Consider the following 20702-nt stretch of genomic DNA (forward strand, 5'->3'; position numbering starts at 1 on the left):
AGCCCTCTCCCGGAGGGAGAGGGGACTGTCCGGAGTCGCGTGCTCGCAAGGTGCACCAAGTTACCCCCTCTCCCCCTGGGAGAGGGCTGGGGTGAGGGTGCCCCTCAACGGAACGGCGGCTCGTCAAAGCTCCGCAACTTCCGCGAATGCAGCGAATTCAGCTGCGTGCGCAACAGGTCCACCGCGGCGATGCCAATGGAAAGATGCTGACTCACCGCGCGCTGGTAGAACGCCGTAGCCGCGCCGGGCAGCTTGATCTCGCTGTGCAGCGGTTTGTCCGACACGCACAGCAGCGTGCCGTACGGCACCCGCAGGCGGTAGCCCTGGGCGGCGATGGTGCCGCTTTCCATGTCCACCGCGACGGCCCGCGCCAGGTTGATCAGCGGCCGCTCCTGCGCCCAGTGCAGTTCCCAGTTGCGGTCGTCGTAGGTCAGCACGGTGCCGGTACGCAGACGCTTTTTCAGCGATTCGCCGCGTTCGCCGGTGACCAGCGCGGCGGCTTCCTGCAGGGCGACCTGCACCTCGGCCAGCGCCGGGATCGGGATGTGCGGCGGCAGCACGCGGTCGAGAATGCCGTCGCGCCGCATGTAGGCATGGGCCAGCACGTAGTCGCCGATGGTCTGCGACTGCCGCAGGCCGCCGCAGTGGCCGATCATCAGCCAGCAGTGCGGGCGCAGCACGGCAAGGTGGTCGGTGATGTTCTTCGCGTTGGACGGGCCGACGCCGATGTTCACCAGGGTCACGCCGTCGCCGTCGTTGGCGATCAGGTGGTAGGCCGGCATCTGGAAGCGGTGCCATTCCACGCTGGCGACGATGGCGTTGGCCTCGCCGTCGTCCATGCCGCGCTCGATGATCACGTTGCCCGGCAGGACCATGCGCACGAAGCGCGGGTCGTCGCGCATGCGCTCCAGGCCGAGGTGGATGAACTGGTCGACGTAGCGGTGGTAGTTGGTCAGCAGGATCCACGGCTGCACATGGCGCCAGTCGCTGCCGGTGTAGTGCACCAGGCGGCGCAGGGAGAAATCGACCCGCGCGGCGTCGAACAGCGCCAGCGGCATCGGGTCGGCGTTCTCCCACTGGTAGAGGCCGTCGGCGATGCTGTCGGAAGTGGCCGACAGGTCGGTGCTGGGGAACACCCGCGCCAGCTCGGCAGCGGTCACGCCGGACCCGGCCAGCTCGTCGCCCTGCTCGACCACGTAGGGATAGGGGATGTTGGTTTCGCTGGGGCCGACTTCCACCCGCACGGTGAAGTCCTCCATCAGCGGCCGCAGCTGCTCCAGCAGGTATTTGCGGAAGGCTGCGGGCTGGGTGATGGTGACGGAGTAGGTGCCGGGCACCTGGACCTTGGCGTAGGCACGGGTGGTCGAGGGCACTTCGCCCTGGCAGAGGTAGGTCACGCGCAGCAACGGGTAGCGGAACATGGCGCGCTGGGCGGCGTCCGGCACCATGCGCTCCTTGAGGTAATGCCTCAGCGCCTGACTCAGGGCGCCGGTGGCGCGCTGGTGCAGTTCCGCCAGGCGATCGACCGCTTCCTCGGCGGTCTCTGCGACGATGAATGTGTCGTCGATGAAGGAATTCATGATTGGCTTCCTGTCTGAGCGATCAGCTACATCTTGCCTGCATCCATCTCAGAAAGGGATGACGATTTTTCGATCCCCGTGCCCGTCGTCGTCCGACAGACGGGCATGGGGAAGCGTCGGTCAGGACAGTTGCGGCATAGCCCGTGCCACCAGCGCCCCGACGTCCACGCCACGCGGCAGGGTGCCGTAGACGCGGCCGCTCTCGCCCAGGCGGCTGGCGATGAAGGCGTCGCTGACGGTGCTGTTGCCAGCCTCCAGCAACAGCTTGGCTTGCAGCGCAATGGCCACGTCCTCGGTGAGCTGGCGGGCGCGGTACTGGATGTCGGCAGTGTCGGCGAAAGCGGCCTTGAGGTTGCCGATATGCGCGGCAAGGCGTGCATCGCCATGGCCGTCACCGAGTTCGCTGAACAGCGCGTCGAGCACGCCCGGTTCCTTGGACAGCGCACGCAGCACGTCCAGGCACTGCACGTTGCCGGAGCCTTCCCAGGTGGAGTTGACCGGAGCCTCGCGGTACAGACGCGGCAGGATGGTTTCCTCGACGTAGCCGGCGCCGCCCATGCATTCGGCGGCCTCGTTGACCATCGCCGGGGCGCGCTTGCAGATCCAGTACTTGCCCACGGCGGTGACCAGGCGGGCGAACTTGTCCTCCTGCTCGTCGTGCATGTGGTCGAGGGCACGCCCCATGCGCATGGTCAGGGCCAGCGCGGCTTCGCTTTCCAGGGCCAGGTCGGCGAGCACGTTCTGCATCAGCGGCTGTTCGGCGAGCACGCGGCCGCCGACCTTGCGGTGGGCGCAGTGATGCGCGGCCTGGGTCAGCGCCTGGCGCATCAGCGCGCTGGAGCCGAGCATGCAGTCGAAGCGGGTCATCGCCACCATCTCGATGATGGTCGGCACGCCGCGGCCTTCCTCGCCGACCATCCAGGCCAGGGCGCCACGGAATTCCACCTCGCTGGAGGCGTTCGACCAATTGCCCAGCTTGTTCTTCAGGCGCTGCACGTAGAACTCGTTGCGCGTGCCGTCCGGGCGGTGGCGCGGCAGCAGGAAGCAGGTCAGGCCCTTGTCGGTCTGGGCCAGGGTGAGGAAGGCATCGCACATCGGCGCCGAGCAGAACCACTTGTGCCCGACCAGTTCGTAAGGCTGGCCCGGGCCGTTGGCGGCCACCGGATAGGCGCGCGTGGTGTTGGCGCGCACGTCGGTGCCGCCCTGCTTCTCGGTCATCGCCATGCCGATGGTGACGCCGGCCTTCTGCTCCATCGGCACATTGCGCGGGTCGTACTGGGTGGCGAGGATCTTCGGCAGCCACTTCTCGGCGAGATCCGGCTGCAGCTTGATCGCCGGCACGGCGGCGAAGGTCATGGTCAGCGGGCAGCCGCTGCCGGCCTCGGCCTGGGCATGCAGGTAATAGAGGCCGGCACGGGCGACCTGAGCGCCGGCACGCGGATCGGTCCACGGCAGCGACGTCAGGCCATGCTCGATGGCCGCGCGCATCAGCTCATGGTAGGCCGGGTGGAATTCCACCAGGTCGATGCGATGGCCGTAGCGATCGTGGGTCTTGAACACCGGCTTGTTCTCGTTGGCGAGGAAGCCGGCCGCGAGCAGCGGGCCGCCGGCCAGTGCGCCGTAGGCATCCATCTTCTGCTCGGCCCAGCCGCCATCGAAGCGGCGGACCCATTCCTGCAGCGGCAGGTCGATGCGGTAGAGGTTGGCGCCGTCCAGCGGCGGCACCTGGTTGGTCACTTCGTGGGTTTCGGCGTACTTGTGCGGGTTCATTTCTTATTCTCCTGTGTGAACAGTGGCGCGCCGACGGCGCGCAGGCAGAACTGGACGAGGGCCTGGCTGACTTGCTCCAGGTCCAGCGTGGTTTCGCCGACATCGCGGGCTGCGCGCGCCGGGGGTGAAAGCGGGCCGACCAGCGCTTCGGCGATGGCGCCGACCAGGCAGGCGGCGCTCAGGTGGATCTGCGAGACCTGGAACACACCACGGGCGACGCCCTCTTCGAGCAGATTGGCGAACAGCTCGGCATAGGCTTCGCGGAAGATCAGGCGTTGTTCGTCGACCTCCGGATCGACCGGCTCGGCGATCAGCGCGAATGCCAGTTGGCGGCTCTCCCAGGCGCGCGCGGCGAAACGGTGGAGGCCGTCGGCCAGGCGCCGGGTGGGGTCGCCGGGAGCGCCAAGGGCTTCGCCGAGGGCATCCACCTCACGCTGGCTGGCGCGGGCGAAAACCTCGGCGGCGAGCTGGCCCTTGCTGCGGAAGTAGCGATAGAGGCTGCCGGTGGCCATGCCGGCCTGCTCGGCCAGCCCCTGCATGGTCAGCGCGGCGAAACCGCCTTCGGCGACCTGCGCCTGGGCCAGCTCCAGGATGCGCTCGCGCTGGGCGTTGTCCCGTTGCAAGCGGGCTTCGGTGATGCGGTAGGCCATGATCTGAATCCTGATTCATTTCTTCCATGTAGTGAATCACGATTCATAATTTGGTCAAGTGGAATTTTGCGTGAATCGAATCAGCAGGCACTTCCGCCAAGGGAAGGAACGACATGCATGCCGCAGGGTGGCGTTGAACGCAGCGATACCCGCCATTGGCGGCGGAGTTGGGTGTAGGGCGGGTGCAACCCGCCATTTCACCGATTGGCGGGTTGCACCCGCCCTACAGGACCGCCGTCACACCCGGCTGGCACAGCAGCCAGTCGTGCAGCAGGGTCTGCAGTTCCTCGAAGCGCACCGGCTTGGCCAGGTAGTCGCTCATGCCGGCGGCCAGGCAGCGTGTGCGGTCGTCGCTGTGGCTGTGGGCGGTGACTGCCAGCACCGGCAGGTCCGCGCCCTGCGGCAGCGCGCGGATCGCCCGGCAGGTGGCGAAGCCGTCCATGCCGGGCATCTGGCAATCCAGCAGCACCGCATCGATGGGCTCGCGGCCGAGCAGCTCGACGGCGTCGGCGCCATTGTCGGCGGTGCGCACGCGGTAGCCGAGCTTGAGCAGCATGCCGCGGATCACCAACTGGTTGATCGCATCGTCCTCCACCACCAGCACCGTGCATTGCTCAGGCCGGCGCAGCGCCTGGCCGCCCGCGCGCCGGGGCGGCGGCGCGATGTTCTGCAGTGGCCGGTTGAGTTGCAGGGCCAGGGCGAAGCGGCTGCCCCGGCCGGGATCGGAGTCGTGCATCAGCGAACCGCCCATCAGTTCGACCAGTTGCCGGCAGAGCGCCAGGCCGATGCCGAGGCCGCCGTACTCGCGGGTCATCGAGCCATCCAGCTGGAAGAAGCGCTGGTAGAGCGAATCGCCCGGTGGCGTGGTGAGGCCGATGCCGGTATCCAGCACCTCGGCGCGCAGGGCGACGGCATCGCTGCAGCGGTTTCCGCCGATCCGCAGGGTCACGCTGCCGCGGGCGGTGAACTTGATGGCATTGTCCAGCAGATAGCCGAGCGCCTGGGCCAGCTTGGCCGCGTCGCCTTCGAGGGTGTCCGGCAGGCTTTCGTCGAGCTGCAGGATGAACTGCAGGCCCTTTTCCTCTGCGCGCGGCGCGTATTGCGCGCGCAGGCTGTCGCACAGGCCGCGCAGGCTGAAGGGTTCGCGCCGCGGGTAGAGCTTGCCGGCCTGCAGTTCGGTGAGGGCGAGGATGTCGTTGACCATGCGCATCAGGTCGCGCGCCGAGCTGGTGGCAGTCTTCTGGTACTGCGCCAGCTCGATGTCCATCGGCACCGTCTGCATCAGCTCCAGCGAGCCGATCACCCCGCTCATCGGCGTGCGCAGCTCGTGGGTGACGGTGGCGAGGAATTCGTCCTTCAGGCGGTTGCTGGCGGCCAGTTCGTGGTTGAGCTGTTCCAGCTTGGCGCTGCTCTCCTGGAGGATGCGCGAGCGCTCCTCCTTCATCGCGTTGATGCGGTCGGCCAGCGCCAGCGACAGCAGCCCGACCTCCAGCGCCGAGCCGATCTGGCTGGCGTACATGGTGAGGAACACGTTGGGCAGAAAGCCCAGCACCATCAGGGTGTTGATCACCCCGCCAAGGAGGAAGGCCGTCCAGGCGAAGATGAAGTAGCGCGCCACGCGCAGGCCGCGCAGCCAGGCGAAGATGCCGGCGGTGAAGATCAGCACGGTGAAGGCCAGCGCCAGGTAGGTCGCCAGGCGCAGGGCAATCGCATAGCTGACGGTCAGCGCCAGCAGCATCACCAGCGCGCCGATGCCAGCCAGCACCAGCAGCAGGCGGTCGACCCACGGGCTGTGGTCGCGGGTCTGCAGGAAGCTGCGGGCGAACAGGCAGCCGAACAGCCCCGCCGAGCCGATCAGGAAGGGCGTCGCGGCGTTCGCCCACCAGGGGTTGTCCGGCCAGAAGTATTCGATGCCGGCGCCGTTCACGGACACCTGGTAGAGGCCGAACGAGGCGATATAGAGGATGTAGTAGAGGTAGCTGGTATCGCGGACGCTGAGGAAGATGAACAGGTTGTAGACCAGCATCGCCAGCAGCACGCCGTAGATCAGCCCGAGCACGTAGATGCGCTCGGGCTGCGCCTCCAGGTAGGCGATGGGCGACCAGAGGGTCAGCGGCACCTGGATCGAGCCCTGGCTTTCCAGGCGCAGGTAGACGCGCTGCGGCTCGTTCGGCGGCAGCTTGAGGCGGAACACGTAGTTGTTCAGGCGGACGTCGCGGCTGGAGAACGCCAGGGTGTCGCCGGTGCGGCTCTGCAGGCGATAGCCGCCCTTGCCGTCCGGTACGTAGAGCTCCAGCTTGTCCAGCGGCGGGTAGGCCAGTTCCAGCAGGCGCAGGGTGGGATCGCTGGGCTTGCGCGGGCGGTATTCGAGGTCCACCCGCAGCCAGAACACCGAGCGCGAGTAGCCGGCATTCAGCACGTCGCCCTCGTGCCGGCGGAAGCTGCCGGCCAGCGCAGCGGAGCTGATCTCGGCGATGTCGGCGTGGCCACGCACGTCCTCGAACACATCCATTTCGCGGCCGAGCGGCAGGCTTTGCAGAGACTCGTCGAACGCCACGGCGCCCGCCATTGGCGACAGCATGAACAGGAAAAGGATCAGCCAATAGCGCATGTCGCCCCGCGAACTCCCTGGCAGCGGCGCGTCGCTGGATGCGCGCGCCGTCGTTGTCTGAAACCGGCGAACTCTAGCATAGGCCCACGGCCAATCTTCGGCCGGGCAGAGGGGATTTCATCGCCGGCGCTCGCACAGTCTTCCCCGATGTGGTAGGTAGCTGCCTCTTCCGCCCGCCGCCGGGCCTCACCCACCGATTAGTGATAAGCTGCCGCGCCATGAAAACACCAACCTCCCGCCCCGTAGTGCTCTGCCTGTCCGGTCACGATCCGAGCGGCGGCGCCGGCCTGCAGGCCGATATCGAAGCCCTGATCGCCCAGGGTTGCCACGCCGCGCCGACCGTTACCGCGCTGACCGTGCAGGACACCGTCAACGTCTCCGATTTCCGCGTGCTCGACCGCGAGTGGGTGCTGGCCCAGGCCAACGCCGTGATCGCCGACCTGCCGGTAGCGGCGGTCAAGCTGGGCATGCTCGGCTCGGTGCAGATGGTCGAAACCGTGCTGGAAATCATGCAGTCGCTGCCCGGCGTGCCGCTGGTCTGCGATCCGGTGCTGCGCGCCGGCGGCGGCGGTGCCCTGGGCAAGGACGACGTCGGCTACGCCATGCGCGAGCGCCTGCTGCCGATCGCCGCCATCGCCACGCCGAACCTGCCGGAAGCGCGCATCCTCGCCGAACTGCCGGAAGGCACGGCGGACCAGTGCGCGGAGAAGCTGCTGCCGTTCGTCCAGCACCTGCTGATCACCGGCGGCCACGGCGACGAGGCCGAGGTGCACAACCGCCTGTACTGCCGCGACGGCAGCCAGCACACCTTCACCTGCCAGCGCCTGCCGGGCAGCTATCATGGTTCCGGATGCACCCTGGCCAGCACCCTGGCCGGCCGCCTGGCGCTCGGCGAGGAACTGGTCAGCGCCGTGCGCAGCGCCCTCGACTACACCTGGCGCACCCTGCGCGACGCCGAGGCACCGGGCCGTGGCCAGTACGTGCCGCGCCGGCTGCCGCTGGACTTCTGCTCCTGATCCGAGGCCCCCATGAAGCTCCGTGGACTCTATGCCATCACCGACAGCCAGCTGCTCGCCGACGGCCGCCTGCTGCCCTACGTCGAGGCCGCGCTGAAAGGCGGCGCGCGCCTGCTGCAATACCGCGACAAGTCCAGCGACGAATCCCGTCGCCTGCGTGAAGCGGAAAGCCTGCGCGAACTCTGCGAGCGCCACGGCGCGCAGCTGATCATCAACGATGACGCCGAACTCGCCGCACGTCTCGGCGTCGGCGTGCACCTCGGGCAGACCGACGGCTCGATTTCCGCCGCCCGCGCCCTGCTCGGCCGCAACGCGCTGGTCGGCGGCACCTGCCACGCCAGCCTCGACCTGGCCGCGCAGGCCGTGCAGGAAGGCGCCAGCTACATCGCCTTCGGCCGCTTCTTCAATTCCCAGACCAAACCCGGCGCGCCGGCAGCCACCGTCGAGCTGCTGGAACAGGCCAGCGCCCGGTTCAACCTGCCGGTCGTCGCCATCGGCGGCGTGACCGTGGAGAACGCCCCCGAACTGATCGGCCGCGGCGCCGACCTGATCGCCGTGATCCACGCGCTGTTCGCCGCCGACTCCGCCGCCGAGGTGGAACGCCGCGCCCATGCCTTCAGCGCCCTGTTCCAGGCCGACTGAGGCTGGCCGGACCCAATTCCGAATTCAGATATATCTGCGAGGTTCCGCATGTCCCGTTCCGAAACGCTGTTCGCCAATGCCCAGAAGCACATCCCCGGCGGCGTCAACTCCCCGGTCCGCGCCTTCAAGAGCGTCGGCGGCACGCCGCTGTTCTTCAAGCACGCAGCCGGCGCCTACGTGGTGGATGAAGACGACAAGCGCTACGTCGACTATGTCGGCTCCTGGGGCCCGATGATCCTCGGGCACAGCCATCCGGACGTCCTCGATGCGGTGCGCAAGCAGCTGGAGCACGGCCTGTCCTACGGCGCGCCGACCGCACTGGAAGTGGAAATGGCGGACCTGGTCTGCTCGCTGGTGCCGTCGATGGAGATGGTGCGCATGGTCAGCTCCGGCACCGAGGCGACCATGAGCGCCATCCGTCTGGCCCGTGGTTTCACCGGCCGCGACAGCATCATCAAGTTCGAGGGCTGCTACCACGGCCACTCCGACAGCCTGCTGGTGAAAGCCGGCTCCGGCGCCCTGACCTTCGGCGTACCGAATTCCCCGGGCGTGCCGGCGGCCTTCGCCAAGCACACCCTGACCCTGCCGTTCAACGACATCGCCGCCGTCGAAAAGACCCTGTCGGAAGTTGGCAGCGAAGTGGCGTGCATCATCGTCGAGCCGGTCGCCGGCAACATGAACTGCGTACCGCCGGCCCCGGGCTTCCTCGAAGGCCTGCGCAGCCTGTGCGACAAACACGGCGTGGTGCTGATCTTCGACGAAGTGATGACCGGCTTCCGCGTCGCCCTCGGCGGCGCCCAGGCGCTCTACGGTGTGACCCCGGACCTGTCGACCTTCGGCAAGATCATCGGCGGCGGCATGCCGGTCGGCGCCTTCGGCGGCAAGCGCGAGATCATGGAGCAGATTTCCCCCCTCGGCCCGGTCTACCAGGCAGGCACCCTGTCGGGTAACCCGTTGGCCATGGCCGCCGGCCTGACCACCCTGCGCCTGATCAGCCGTCCGGGCTTCCACGACGAACTGACCGCCTACACCACCCGCATGCTGCAAGGCCTGCAGGACCGTGCCGACGCCGCCGGCGTGCCCTTCGTGACCACCCAGGCGGGCGCCGCCATGTTCGGCCTGTACTTCACCGGCGCCGACGACATCGTGACTTTCGAAGACGTGATGGGCAGCGACGTGGAACGCTTCAAGCGCTTCTTCCACCTGATGCTGGACGGCGGCGTGTACCTGGCGCCGAGCGCCTTCGAGGCCGGCTTCACCTCCATCGCCCACGGCGAAACCGAGCTGAAACTGACCCTGGACGCCGCCGAGCGCGCCTTCGCCGCAATGTAGGTTGGTGCTGAGCCTGCGAAGCCCAACGTCACGCGATGTTGGGCTTCACTACGTTCAGCACCAACCTACGACCACTCCAGGCCACACGTCGGCAATGCGTAATCCGCCCGTTCGGACAGAAAAGCAGGCAAAGGCTTTGTAACAAGCCGCAGGCTTATTTCATAATGCGAAGGTCAGTGCATCTCGCTGGCCGGGCTGTCGCCCGCCCCCGATTCTGGAGGCCCTTTCTCCCTATGTTCCGCTCCGGTCGCACCCTGATCCTGGGTTGCCTGATGCTGGTTCCCCTGCTTGCGCAGGCAGGAGGCAACACGCTGCTGATTCCGGCGACCGGCCGCTGCACGCTGAATACCGTTCCCGAGCAGCTGCAGCAGGCGCTGGCGACCTGCCAGCAGATCGCCAACGGCGGCGATGCGCAGGCGCAGTACGAGCTGGGTGAATTCTTCTACAGCGGCGAACGCGCCCCTCGCGACTTCAAGGCGGCGGTGCACTGGTTCGAGAAAGCCTCATTGCAAGGCCACGCCAATGCGCAGTTGCGCCTGGGCACCATGTTCTTCCGCGGTGAAGGGGTGAAGGCCAGCAATGTGCAGGCCTACATCGTGCTGAAGATGGCAGCGGTGAACGGCGCCGAAGACGCCATGGACAGCGCCGACCTGGTCGCCGAGCAGATGAACAAGGACGAACTGGACATCGCTACCCGCGTGCTCGGGCAGATCTTCCGCAACTACCTGATCGAACTGCAGACCGCCGGCAACACGCCGTTCGCGCCGCTGCCGTGATTCCCGAACCCACGGGTATCGCTGCCGCAGGTTGGCGCTGAGCGCAGTGAAGCCCAACAATTGCCGACAGCCACGTCCGTTGGGCTTCGTACCTCAGCCCAACCTACAACTCTCAGCCCAACCTACCTCAGTTCTTGTCCGGCATCGGCACCGGGAACGGCATGACGTTGCTGCCAGCCTTGGCTTCGCTGATCTTCGCCGTACCGAGGCGTTCGACCTCGTCGATGCGGATGATCGCGTGCATCGGCACGAAGCTGCGGATCACCCCTTCGAACTGGGCCTTGAGCTTCTCCTCGCTGGGATCGACCACGACCTGGGTGCGCTCGCCGAAGACGAATTCCTCGATTTCCAGGAAGCCCCACAGATCGCTCTGGTAGATCTGCTTGGCGTACATCTCGTACACCTGGCCCTGGTTCAGGAAGACAACCTTGTAGATCGGGTTCTCGCGCTTGTTCATGTGCGAAAGATGACAGCCATGCAAAAATAGGGCGCGAATCATAGCACAGCCATCCGGCATGCAACCCTAGGAAGGACCACGCCACGCCCCTATAATACGCGGTCCTTTTTCAATTCTTCGACGAAATCCATGGCCAAGAAGCTTTTCATCCAGACTCACGGTTGCCAGATGAACGAGTACGACAGCTCGCGCATGGCCGATCTGCTGGGAGAGCAACAGGCGCTTGAGCTCACGGAGAAGCCCGAAGAAGCCGACGTGATTCTCCTCAATACCTGCTCGATCCGCGAAAAAGCCCAGGAGAAGGTCTTCTCCGAACTGGGCGCCTGGCGCTCCCTGAAGCAGCGGAATCCGCAACTGGTGATCGGCGTAGGCGGCTGCGTGGCCAGCCAGGAGGGCGCCGCCATCCGCGAGCGCGCGCCGTTCGTCGACGTGGTGTTCGGCCCGCAGACCCTGCACCGCCTGCCGGAGATGATCGACGCCGCGCGCGCCACCCGCAAACCGCAGGTGGACGTGTCCTTCCCGGAAATCGAGAAGTTCGACCGCCTGCCCGAACCGCGCGTCGACGGCCCCACCGCGTTCGTCTCGGTGATGGAAGGCTGCAGCAAGTACTGCACCTTCTGCGTGGTGCCCTACACCCGTGGCGAGGAAGTCAGCCGGCCGTTCGACGACGTGCTCGCCGAGGTCATCCACCTGGCGGAGAACGGCGTCAAGGAAGTCACCCTGCTCGGCCAGAACGTCAACGGCTATCGCGGCGCCACCCACGACGGCCGCATCGCCGATTTCGCCGAACTGATCCGCGTGGTCGCCGAGGTCGATGGCATCGAGCGCATCCGCTACACCACCTCGCACCCGCTGGAATTCTCCGACGCACTGATCGCCGCGCACGCCGAGGTGCCGGAACTGGTCAAGTTCGTCCACCTGCCGGTGCAGGCGGGCTCCGACCGCATCCTCGCGGCGATGAAGCGCAACCACACCGCGCTGGAGTACAAGTCGCGCATCCGCAAGCTGAAGGCGGCGGTGCCGGACATCTGCATCAGTTCGGACTTCATCGTCGGTTTCCCCGGCGAGACCGACAAGGACTTCGAACAGACCATGAAGCTGGTGGAAGAAGTCGGCTTCGACTACTCCTTCTCCTTCATCTACAGCTCGCGCCCGGGCACGCCGGCCGCCGACCTGGTCGACGACACCCCGGAAGAGGCGAAGAAGCAACGCCTGCTGATCCTCAACAGCCGCCTGCAGCAGCAGGGCTTCGAGATCAGCCGGCGGATGGTCGGCAGCATCCAGCGCATCCTCGTCACCGACTACTCCAAGCGCGACCCGGGCAAACTGCAGGGCCGCACCGGCAACAACCGAGTGGTCAACTTCGCCAGCGACAACCCGCGCCTGATCGGCCAGTTCGTCGACGTGGAAATCTACGAGGCGCTGCCCAACTCCCTGCGCGGCCGCCTGGTCGAAACCCGCCACTGATCCCATACCGGCGCCCGACCTTTCGCAGTCGGGCCGCTGGGTTTATTCTTCGGACATCCTTCACTGCAAAACGGCAACTAAACAACACCTTGAACGCCCCCCTGGAATTTCACCGCTTCACCCTGGACCCCTTCGACGCCCGCAGTTTCGCCAACCTCTGCGGGCAATTCGACGAGCATCTGCACCAGATCGAAAAACGCCTGGACATCGAGATCCGCAATCGCGGCAACCAGTTCGAACTGGTTGGCGACCCGATCCGCACCCAGGCTGCCGAGCACCTGCTGCAGCGCCTCTACCGCGAGGCGCAGAGCGGCACCGAGCTGACCCCGGACATGGTCCACCTGTTCCTTCAGGAATCAGGCCTGGAGGACCTGGCCGGCCCGCACGATGCCCCGGCGATCACCCTGAAGACGCGCAAGGCGCACATCCGCCCGCGCGGCGCCAACCAGCAGCGCTACGTCAAGGCGATCCTCGATCACGACATCAACTTCGGCATCGGCCCGGCCGGTACCGGCAAGACCTACCTGGCCGTGGCCTGCGCCGTCGATGCGCTGGAGCGCGAGCAGATCCGCCGCATCCTGCTGGTCCGCCCGGCGGTCGAAGCGGGCGAGAAGCTCGGCTTCCTGCCTGGCGACCTGTCGCAGAAGATCGACCCGTACCTGCGCCCGCTGTACGACGCGCTCTACGAGATGCTCGGCTTCGAGACCGTGGCCAAGCTGATCGAGCGCCAGGTGATCGAAGTCGCGCCGCTGGCCTACATGCGCGGCCGTACCCTTAACAACAGCTTCATCATTCTCGACGAGAGTCAGAACACCACCATCGAGCAGATGAAGATGTTCCTGACCCGTATCGGTTTCGGCTCCACCGCAGTGATCACTGGCGACATCACCCAGGTCGACCTGCCGCGCGGCACGCGTTCCGGCCTGCACCACGTGATCGAGGTGCTGCGCGACGTACCGGGGATCAGTTTCACCCACTTCAAACCCAAGGATGTGGTGCGTCACCCACTGGTCCAGCGCATCGTCGAGGCCTACGAGCGCCACGAGAACCGCCTGCACGGCGAGCCGGCGAAGGAAAGCCGCAATGGTGCTTGAGCTGGATCTGCAAGTCGCATCGGACGCCGATGACCTGCCCACGGAAGCAGACTTCCGCCGTTGGTGCGAACTGGCCCTGCGCCAGCGCCAGAACGATTCCGAACTGACCATCCGCCTTGTCGACGAGGCGGAGGGCCGCGAGCTGAACCACACCTGGCGGCACAAGGATTACGCCACCAACGTGCTGTCCTTCCCGGCCGACGTGCCCGACGAGCTGCTGGACATCCCGCTGCTCGGCGACCTGGTGATCTGCGCCCCGGTGGTCGCCCGCGAAGCCGCCGAACAGGGCAAGGCACTTTCGGCGCACTGGGCGCACCTGGTTATCCACGGCTGCCTGCACCTGCTCGGCTACGACCATATCGAGGACGCGGAAGCGGAAGAGATGGAAGGGCTGGAGCGGGAATTGCTTGCCGAACTGGGCCATCCCGACCCCTATGCGGCCGACGAACAATGAAGAACAAGAGCCAATGAGCACGACAATGAGCGAAGACCGATCGAGTAACGGGCACAAGTCCTGGCTGGGCAAGATCACCCAGGCTTTTGCCCACGAACCGAGAAACCGCCAGGAGCTCCTCGAGCTGCTGCGCGAGGCACACGAGAACAAACTGCTGGACAGCGAAGCGCTGTCCATCGTCGAGGGCGCCATCCAGGTCGCCGATCTGCAGGTACGCGACATCATGGTCCCGCGTTCGCAGATGATCACCATCAAGTCGACCCAGACTCCCCGGGAATTCCTCCCCGCCATCATCGACGCCGCGCACTCGCGCTACCCGGTGATCGGCGAAAGCCTCGACGATGTCATGGGCATCCTGCTGGCCAAGGACCTGCTGCCGCTGATCCTTCACGACGCCAGCCACAGCTTCAACATCAAGGACCTGCTGCGCCCGGCGACCTTCGTCCCGGAATCCAAGCGCCTCAACGTCCTGCTGCGCGAGTTCCGCGCCAACCGCAACCACATGGCCGTGGTCATCGACGAATACGGCGGCGTGGCCGGCCTGGTGACCATCGAGGACGTGCTGGAGCAGATCGTCGGCGACATCGAGGACGAGCACGACGTCGAGGAAGACAGCTACATCAAGCCGCTGCCCAGCGGCGACTTCATCGTCAAGGCGCTGACCCCGGTGGAAGCCTTCAACGACTTCTTCGGCGCGGAGTTCTCCGACGAGGAGTTCGACACCGTCGGCGGCCTGGTGATGAGCGCCTTCGGCTACATGCCCAAGCGCAACGAGACCACCGAGATGGGCGGCTTCCGCTTCCGCGTGCTGAACGCCGACAGCCGCCGACTGCATCTGCTGCGCCTCACTCCGCTGCAGGACTGAGCGACACCTGCGGTGGCGGGTTTCACCCGCCCTACAGGCTGATCGGCGCGAACGCGGTGGCGGGTTGCACCCGCCCTACGGTAGGCGTAGGGCGGGTGCAACCCGCCGATTCCTTCGGAAACGGCCGACATGACCGGTAATGGCTTCCTGCCAAGCCGCCGGTAGCCTACCGTTCGTCTCTCCATTACTCTTGCGCATCGCTTAACCGATCCCAAGGAATACCGATGCGCTGGATCACTCGCCCCGGCTGGCCGGGCCACCTCCTGGCACTCGCCGCCGGCGCCCTTACCCCGCTGTTCCTCGCCCCGTTCGACTACTGGCCGCTGGCCCTGCTCTCCGTCGCCCTGTTCTACCTCGGACTGCGCCACACGCCGGCCAGCTCGGCGCTCTGGCGCGGCTGGTGGTACGGCTTCGGCGCCTTCATGGCCGGGACTAGCTGGATCTACTACAGCATCCACGACTTCGGCGGCGCCTCCGGTCCGCTGGCGGCCTTCCTGGTCACCGGCTTCAGCGCCGGGGTGGCCTTCTTCTTCGCCCTGCCGGCCTGGTTCTGGGCCCGATCCCTGCGCCGCAACAACGCGCCGATCAGCGATGCCCTTGCCTTCGCCGCCCTGTGGCTGGGCCTGGAGCTGTTCCGCAGCTGGTTCCTCACCGGCTTCCCGTGGCTCTATGCCGGCTACAGCCAGCTGCACGGCCCGCTGGCCGGACTGGCGCCGCTCGGCGGCGTATGGCTGATCTCGTTCAGCATCGCCCTCAGCGCAGCGCTGCTGATCAATCTGCCAGAGCTGATCCGCAATCCCGCCCGTCTGGTGGCCGGCCTGCTCCTGCTGCTCACGCCGTGGATCGCCGGCATCGCCTACAAGGGCCACGCCTGGACCACTCCGGCCGGCGCGCCGCTGAAGGTCGCCGCGATCCAGGGCAACGTCGCCCAGGAAATGAAATGGAATCCTGAGCACGTCGCCGCCCAGCTCGGCATGTACCGCGATCTCAGCGCCGAGCTGCATGATGTCGACCTGATCGTCTGGCCGGAAACCGCCGTGCCAATACTCAAGGACCTCGCCACCGGCTATCTGGGCATGGTCGACGAGCTGGCCAAGGGCAAGAACGCGGCACTGATCACCGGCGTCCCGGTGCGCCAGCGCACGCCGGACGGGGTTCGCTACTACAACGGCATCACCGTAGTCGGCGACGGCGGGGGTGACTATCTCAAACAGAAGCTGGTGCCGTTCGGCGAATACGTACCGCTGCAGGACGTGCTGCGCGGGCTGATCGCCTTCTTCGACCTGCCGATGTCCGACTTCGCCCGCGGCCCGGCCGACCAGGCCCTGCTCAAGGCCAAGGGCTACGCGCTGGCGCCGTACATCTGCTACGAAGTGGTCTACCCGGAATTCGCCGCCGGCCTCGCCGCGCAGAGCCAGATCCTCCTGACCATCAGCAACGACGCCTGGTTCGGCACCTCCATCGGCCCCATCCAGCACCTGCAGATGGCGCAGATGCGCGCCCTGGAAGCCGGCCGCTGGATGATCCGCGGCACCAACAACGGCATCACCGCGCTGATCGATCCGCAGGGCAATCTCGCCACGCAGATCCCGCAATTCCAGCGCGGCGTGCTGCACGGCGAAGTCACGCCGATGCAGGGCCTGACGCCATACCTGCAATGGCGCATCTGGCCGCTGGCGGCCCTGTCGCTGATCCTGCTGGTCTGGACCGTGGTGCGCCGCCAGACGCATCCGGAGCAGCGCCGCATCTTCGGCTGAACGTAGGTTGGTGCTGAACGCAGCGAAGCCCAACATTGGCGTTGGGCTTCGCTGCGCTCAGCACCAACCTACTTGTAAAACACCCTATACCCCGCCAACCCGATCGCCTCGTTGAGCAACTGCTCGCTCTGCCACATCGCCTTGCCCTCCGGCAGCCAGCCGCCGAACGGTCGGGAATTGTCGACGCCGATGAAGCCATGCGGCGCCGGAATCACCTCCAGCCCCACCTGACGGAAGCTCCACACCGCCCGCCGCATGTGCAGCGCCTGGGTCACCAGCACCACCCGCCTGATCCCCGCCTGACGCAGGATCGCCGCGCTGTCCTGGGCGTTCTCCCAGGTGGTGCGGCTATGCCCTTCCTGCCAGCGCACCTGCACACCGTAGTCGTCGCGCAGGCTGTCGGCCATGATCTGCGCCTCGCTGGGCGGCGAGCCGTAGTGCAGGCCACCGGACGTGAGGATCGGCAGGCCGCTGGCCTTGGCCAGACGCGCGGCATAGCGCAGGCGCTCACGGGCCATGACGCCGGGCTGGTCGGCGCCCCAGGCAGGATCGCCGCGCTCGCGGCCGGCGCCAAGGATGACGATGGCATCCGCCCGCCCAGCCAGATTCACCCACTCCGAACGTGCCAGCGGCGGCCCCTGTTCCAGCAGGCGCGCGCCCCATTCAACCGTTACCGGCAGGCTCATCAGCCAGAAGCCTCCGAGCCCGCACACGAAGCAGGTCGCGGCAAGGCGCGGAAAGCGCCGGCGCAGGAAGAACGCCAGGCACAGCAGGATCAGCAAAAGACCTGGCGGCATCAGGATTTGCTTGAGGAAATAGCGAAACGGCATCGGCAGCTCCTTTGACGAGCGCCAAAGCCTAACGGATCAACGCGAAGAAGTGCCCGCCTTCGAACTGCGGAACAGTTGCGAGCCGCAGGAACTGCAGGGCAGGACGCCCTGGCTGCGGCTCCAGAGCACCGGCGTGCCGCAGAGTGCGCACTGCAGGACCTGCCGCCGGGTCGCCAGGCGCGGCTTGATCGAACTCGCCACCTGTCGCTGCGGACGCATTCCCCTGGAGGAAGAACGCTCCAGCAGCGCCAGTTCCTCCGCCGCCGCATGCCAGCCGCGCAGCCAGTTCACGTCCTGGTCGAGATAAGCCCGGATCAACTCCATTTCCGCACTGCTGAGCCCACGCAATTCCAACTCCGCGGGGTGTTCATCGCGCAATCGCTCGGCGGTATCGGCCTCGTCCAGGGCCAGTGCGAGACGTTGCAGCAACCGTTCATACAAACCGGACCCCGACACACTTGCGCGATGCAGCTCAGCCATCAGTCACCTCAACCAGGCGGAAACCTCCCGCCTTCAGGGGAAGCTTAGCGTTCCAGCCCAGGCCCCACCGAGCGTGCGACAAACGGCGCGGGCTACCGGCTCGGGGAGGCGTCATGTATGCTACGAGGCTTTCTGTAGCTGCTTTGCCAGCCGTCTCCCCGCAGACCTGGCAAGGCGAAAGCGGCCATCCGCTTTCCTGACTGCATATCCTTTTCCGCACAGGTTCAAGCAGCGCCATGCACGAGCAATACCAGCCTCTCGAAGTCGAATCCCAGGCCCAGAAATACTGGAACGAACACAGCTCCTTCCGCGTCGAGGAAGTCGCCGGCAAGGACAAGTTCTACTGCCTGTCGATGTTCCCCTACCCGAGCGGCAAGCTGCACATGGGCCACGTGCGCAACTACACCATCGGCGACGTGATCAGCCGCTACCAGCGCATGCAGGGCAAGAACGTGCTGCAGCCGATGGGCTGGGACGCCTTCGGCATGCCGGCGGAAAACGCCGCGATGAAGAACAACGTCGCCCCGGCCGCCTGGACCTACGACAACATCGCCTACATGAAGTCGCAGCTGAACAGCCTCGGCCTGGCGATCGACTGGTCCCGCGAAGTCACCACCTGCAAGCCGGACTACTACCGCTGGGAGCAGTGGCTGTTCACCCGCCTGTTCGAGAAAGGCGTGATCTACCGCAAGAACGGCACCGTGAACTGGGACCCGGTGGACCAGACCGTACTGGCCAACGAGCAGGTCATCGACGGCCGCGGCTGGCGCTCGGGCGCGCTGATCGAGAAGCGCGAAATCCCGATGTACTACTTCAAGATCACCGCCTACGCCGAAGAGCTTCTGGAAAGCCTCGACCACCTGCCGGGCTGGCCGGAACAGGTCAAGACCATGCAGCGCAACTGGATCGGCAAGTCGCGCGGCATGGAGATCGCCTTCCCCTATGACCAGGCGTCCATCGGCGAAGCCGGCCAGATGAAGGTGTTCACCACCCGTCCGGACACCCTGATGGGCGCGACCTACGTCGCCGTCGCCGCCGAACATCACCTGGCCACCCTCGCCGCCGAGCGCGATCCGTCGCTGCAGGCGTTCATCGACGAGTGCAAGCGCGGCGGCGTCGCCGAAGCCGACATCGCCACCCAGGAGAAGAAAGGCGTCGCCACTTCCCTGTTCGTCGAGCACCCGCTGACCGGCGAGAAGCTGCCGGTGTGGATCGCCAACTACGTCCTGATGACCTACGGCGAAGGCGCGGTGATGGCCGTTCCGGCCCACGACGAGCGCGACTTCGAATTCGCCAACAAGTACGCCCTGCCGATCAAGCAGGTGATCGCCAAGGTCGAAGGCGACAACGACTTCGACAGCAGCGCCTGGCAGGAGTGGTACGGCGTGAAGGACGAGAGCGTCCGCACCGTCAACTCCGGCAAGTACGACGGCCTCGGCTACCAGGCTGCCTTCGACGCCATCGGCGCCGATCTCGCCGCCAAGGGCCTCGGCCAGGCGCGCACCCAGTTCCGCCTGCGCGACTGGGGCATCAGCCGCCAGCGCTACTGGGGCTGCCCGATCCCGATCATTCACTGCGCCGCCTGCGGCGACGTGCCGGTCCCGGTCGACCAGTTGCCGGTAACCCTGCCGGAAGACGTGGTGCCGGACGGCGCCGGTTCGCCGCTGGCGAAGATGCCGGAATTCTACGAATGCAGCTGCCCGAAATGCGGCCAGCCGGCCAAGCGCGAAACCGACACCATGGACACCTTCGTCGAGTCGTCCTGGTACTTCGCCCGCTACGCCTGCCCGCAGTTCGAGGACGGCATGCTGGACCAGAAGGCGGCCAACTACTGGCTGCCGGTCGACCAGTACATCGGCGGCATCGAGCACGCCATCCTGCACCTGCTCTATGCGCGCTTCTTCCACAAGCTGATGCGCGACGAAGGCCTGGTGGGCAGCGACGAGCCGTTCAAGGACCTGCTGACCCAGGGCATGGTGGTCGCGGAGACCTACTATCGCGCCAATCCGAACGGCAGCAAGGACTGGTTCAACCCGGCCGACGTGGAAGTCGAGCGTGACGCCAAGGCCAAGGTCATCGGCGCGCGCCTGAAGACCGACGGCCTGCCGGTGGAAATCGGCGGCACCGAGAAGATGTCGAAGTCGAAGAACAACGGCGTGGACCCGCAGGCGATGATCGATGCCTACGGCGCCGACACCTGCCGCCTGTTCATGATGTTCGCCTCGCCGCCGGACATGAGCCTGGAGTGGTCCGACTCCGGCGTCGAGGGCGCCAGCCGCTTCCTCCGCCGCGTCTGGCGTCTGGCCCAGGGTCACGTACAGAAGGGCTTCGTCGGTGCGGTCAACCGCGCCGCGCTGAACGACGAGCAGAAGGGCGTGCACCGCGCCATCCACCTGGCCATCCGCCAGGCCAGCCAGGATATTGGCCAGAACCACAAGTTCAACACCGCCATCGCCGCCGTGATGACCCTGATGAACGTGCTGGAGAAGGTCCTGCAGGACAACGCCGAAGACCGCGCCCTGCTGCAGGAAGGCCTGGAGGCCGTGACCCTGCTGCTGGCGCCGATCACCCCGCACATCAGCCACGTGCTCTGGCACGAGCTGGGCAAGGACGGCGCGGTGATCGACGCTTCCTGGCCGAAGGTGGACGAGGAAGCGCTGGTGCAGGACAGTCTGCAACTGGTGGTTCAGGTCAACGGCAAGCTGCGCGGCCATATCGAAGTACCGGCCAGCGCCAGCCGCGAGGACGTCGAGGCCACCGCACGCGCCAACGAGAACGTGCTGCGCTTCACCGACGGCCTGACCATTCGCAAGGTGATCGTGGTTCCGGGCAAACTGGTCAACATCGTCGCCAACTGAGCATGACGCATCCGCCCGTGGCCGCGCGCCACGGGTCGAGGATCAACAGGAGTGAGGGAAGCT

General features: G+C 66.4%; 17 protein-coding genes. 10 read left to right on the forward strand and 7 right to left on the reverse strand.

All coding sequences use genetic code 11. The features are described from left to right. Positions 1–104 precede the first annotated feature (104 nt). The 4 genes from amn to JFY56_RS08260 all read right to left on the reverse strand — a co-directional run bounded on the left by amn (position 105) and on the right by JFY56_RS08260 (position 6611). Entirely contained in the window at positions 105–1580 is a 1476-nt protein-coding gene (gene amn, locus JFY56_RS08245) for an AMP nucleosidase (protein WP_208313046.1), read from the reverse strand. Between the two features lie 120 nt (positions 1581–1700). Next, positions 1701–3350, reverse strand: coding sequence for an acyl-CoA dehydrogenase family protein (locus JFY56_RS08250; RefSeq protein WP_208313047.1), 1650 nt, complete (start codon positions 3348–3350; stop codon positions 1701–1703). Next, complete coding sequence (locus JFY56_RS08255) at positions 3347–4000, reverse strand: TetR/AcrR family transcriptional regulator (protein WP_208313048.1); 654 nt, start codon at positions 3998–4000, stop codon at positions 3347–3349. Before JFY56_RS08255 ends, JFY56_RS08250 begins: the two co-directional genes overlap by 4 nt. Positions 4001–4223: 223 nt before the next feature. Then, on the reverse strand, positions 4224–6611 hold the full coding sequence (locus tag JFY56_RS08260; RefSeq protein WP_208313049.1) for a hybrid sensor histidine kinase/response regulator: 2388 nt from the start codon (positions 6609–6611) through the stop codon (positions 4224–4226). Positions 6612–6829: 218 nt separating this feature from the next. Between JFY56_RS08260 and JFY56_RS08265 the strand changes: the two genes are divergently transcribed. From JFY56_RS08265 to JFY56_RS08280, 4 genes are all read left to right on the forward strand, one after another. Continuing rightward, the gene (locus JFY56_RS08265; protein ID WP_208313050.1) at positions 6830–7627 is read left to right on the forward strand and encodes a hydroxymethylpyrimidine/phosphomethylpyrimidine kinase; all 798 of its coding nucleotides are present in this window, start codon (positions 6830–6832) and stop codon (positions 7625–7627) included. A 12-nt stretch (positions 7628–7639) separates the two neighbouring features. Next, entirely contained in the window at positions 7640–8269 is a 630-nt protein-coding gene (gene thiE / locus JFY56_RS08270) for a thiamine phosphate synthase (protein WP_208313051.1), read from the forward strand. A gap of 48 nt (positions 8270–8317) precedes the next feature. Further along, the gene (gene hemL / locus JFY56_RS08275; protein ID WP_208313052.1) at positions 8318–9601 is read left to right on the forward strand and encodes a glutamate-1-semialdehyde 2,1-aminomutase; all 1284 of its coding nucleotides are present in this window, start codon (positions 8318–8320) and stop codon (positions 9599–9601) included. 233 nt (positions 9602–9834) lie between these two features. After that, positions 9835–10377 carry a tetratricopeptide repeat protein gene (locus JFY56_RS08280; RefSeq protein ID WP_208313053.1) on the forward strand — a complete coding sequence of 181 codons (543 nt, stop codon included), beginning with the start codon at positions 9835–9837 and terminating at the stop codon, positions 10375–10377. 127 nt (positions 10378–10504) lie between these two features. Here the strand turns inward: JFY56_RS08280 and JFY56_RS08285 are convergent, their stop codons facing one another. Beyond that, a complete protein-coding gene (locus JFY56_RS08285; protein ID WP_208313054.1) occupies positions 10505–10834 on the reverse strand; it encodes a DUF1820 family protein in 330 nt (109 codons plus the stop codon). A 129-nt stretch (positions 10835–10963) separates the two neighbouring features. On the opposite strand from JFY56_RS08285, the gene miaB reads away from it, so the two are divergent. The 5 genes from miaB to lnt all read left to right on the forward strand — a co-directional run bounded on the left by miaB (position 10964) and on the right by lnt (position 16471). Then, positions 10964–12301, forward strand: coding sequence for a tRNA (N6-isopentenyl adenosine(37)-C2)-methylthiotransferase MiaB (miaB, locus tag JFY56_RS08290; RefSeq protein WP_208313055.1), 1338 nt, complete (start codon positions 10964–10966; stop codon positions 12299–12301). Between the two features lie 89 nt (positions 12302–12390). Then, positions 12391–13395 carry a PhoH family protein gene (locus tag JFY56_RS08295; RefSeq protein WP_208313056.1) on the forward strand — a complete coding sequence of 335 codons (1005 nt, stop codon included), beginning with the start codon at positions 12391–12393 and terminating at the stop codon, positions 13393–13395. Then, positions 13385–13849, forward strand: coding sequence for an rRNA maturation RNase YbeY (gene ybeY, locus JFY56_RS08300; RefSeq protein WP_208313057.1), 465 nt, complete (start codon positions 13385–13387; stop codon positions 13847–13849). The genes JFY56_RS08295 and ybeY overlap by 11 nt, the downstream gene beginning before the upstream one ends. 25 nt (positions 13850–13874) lie before the next feature. Then, positions 13875–14714, forward strand: coding sequence for an HlyC/CorC family transporter (locus JFY56_RS08305; RefSeq protein WP_208313058.1), 840 nt, complete (start codon positions 13875–13877; stop codon positions 14712–14714). Between the two features lie 224 nt (positions 14715–14938). Then, positions 14939–16471 carry an apolipoprotein N-acyltransferase gene (gene lnt / locus JFY56_RS08310; protein ID WP_208313059.1) on the forward strand — a complete coding sequence of 511 codons (1533 nt, stop codon included), beginning with the start codon at positions 14939–14941 and terminating at the stop codon, positions 16469–16471. Positions 16472–16539: 68 nt separating this feature from the next. On the opposite strand, the gene JFY56_RS08315 is transcribed toward lnt, so the two are convergent. Both JFY56_RS08315 and JFY56_RS08320 read right to left on the reverse strand, forming a co-directional pair. Beyond that, the gene (locus JFY56_RS08315) at positions 16540–17301 is read right to left on the reverse strand and encodes a YdcF family protein (protein ID WP_208313060.1); all 762 of its coding nucleotides are present in this window, start codon (positions 17299–17301) and stop codon (positions 16540–16542) included. 36 nt (positions 17302–17337) lie between these two features. Beyond that, complete coding sequence (locus JFY56_RS08320; RefSeq protein WP_208313061.1) at positions 17338–17781, reverse strand: hypothetical protein; 444 nt, start codon at positions 17779–17781, stop codon at positions 17338–17340. A 236-nt stretch (positions 17782–18017) separates the two neighbouring features. Here JFY56_RS08320 and leuS point away from each other — a divergent pair, with 236 nt between their 5' ends. After that, positions 18018–20639, forward strand: coding sequence for a leucine--tRNA ligase (gene leuS, locus JFY56_RS08325; protein ID WP_208313062.1), 2622 nt, complete (start codon positions 18018–18020; stop codon positions 20637–20639). The last annotated feature ends 63 nt before the right edge of the window (positions 20640–20702 follow it).

The sequence above is a fragment of the Pseudomonas schmalbachii genome, from assembly GCF_017589465.1.
In the GTDB taxonomy this organism is placed as follows: Bacteria; Pseudomonadota; Gammaproteobacteria; order Pseudomonadales; family Pseudomonadaceae; genus Pseudomonas; species Pseudomonas schmalbachii.

What these genes read in the sequence shown, in the direction of transcription:
- amn (WP_208313046.1), bottom strand. Translation starts at nt 1,580, where the DNA reads ATGAATTCCTTCATCGACGACACATTCATCGTCGCAGAGACCGCCGAG.
- JFY56_RS08280 (WP_208313053.1), top strand. Translation starts at nt 9,835, where the DNA reads ATGTTCCGCTCCGGTCGCACCCTGATCCTGGGTTGCCTGATGCTGGTT.
- JFY56_RS08320 (WP_208313061.1), bottom strand. Translation starts at nt 17,781, where the DNA reads ATGGCTGAGCTGCATCGCGCAAGTGTGTCGGGGTCCGGTTTGTATGAA.
- JFY56_RS08315 (WP_208313060.1), bottom strand. Translation starts at nt 17,301, where the DNA reads ATGCCGTTTCGCTATTTCCTCAAGCAAATCCTGATGCCGCCAGGTCTT.
- ybeY (WP_208313057.1), top strand. Translation starts at nt 13,385, where the DNA reads ATGGTGCTTGAGCTGGATCTGCAAGTCGCATCGGACGCCGATGACCTG.
- thiE (WP_208313051.1), top strand. Translation starts at nt 7,640, where the DNA reads ATGAAGCTCCGTGGACTCTATGCCATCACCGACAGCCAGCTGCTCGCC.
- JFY56_RS08250 (WP_208313047.1), bottom strand. Translation starts at nt 3,350, where the DNA reads ATGAACCCGCACAAGTACGCCGAAACCCACGAAGTGACCAACCAGGTG.
- leuS (WP_208313062.1), top strand. Translation starts at nt 18,018, where the DNA reads ATGCACGAGCAATACCAGCCTCTCGAAGTCGAATCCCAGGCCCAGAAA.
- lnt (WP_208313059.1), top strand. Translation starts at nt 14,939, where the DNA reads ATGCGCTGGATCACTCGCCCCGGCTGGCCGGGCCACCTCCTGGCACTC.
- JFY56_RS08255 (WP_208313048.1), bottom strand. Translation starts at nt 4,000, where the DNA reads ATGGCCTACCGCATCACCGAAGCCCGCTTGCAACGGGACAACGCCCAG.
- miaB (WP_208313055.1), top strand. Translation starts at nt 10,964, where the DNA reads ATGGCCAAGAAGCTTTTCATCCAGACTCACGGTTGCCAGATGAACGAG.
- JFY56_RS08260 (WP_208313049.1), bottom strand. Translation starts at nt 6,611, where the DNA reads ATGCGCTATTGGCTGATCCTTTTCCTGTTCATGCTGTCGCCAATGGCG.
- JFY56_RS08305 (WP_208313058.1), top strand. Translation starts at nt 13,875, where the DNA reads ATGAGCGAAGACCGATCGAGTAACGGGCACAAGTCCTGGCTGGGCAAG.
- JFY56_RS08265 (WP_208313050.1), top strand. Translation starts at nt 6,830, where the DNA reads ATGAAAACACCAACCTCCCGCCCCGTAGTGCTCTGCCTGTCCGGTCAC.
- hemL (WP_208313052.1), top strand. Translation starts at nt 8,318, where the DNA reads ATGTCCCGTTCCGAAACGCTGTTCGCCAATGCCCAGAAGCACATCCCC.
- JFY56_RS08285 (WP_208313054.1), bottom strand. Translation starts at nt 10,834, where the DNA reads ATGAACAAGCGCGAGAACCCGATCTACAAGGTTGTCTTCCTGAACCAG.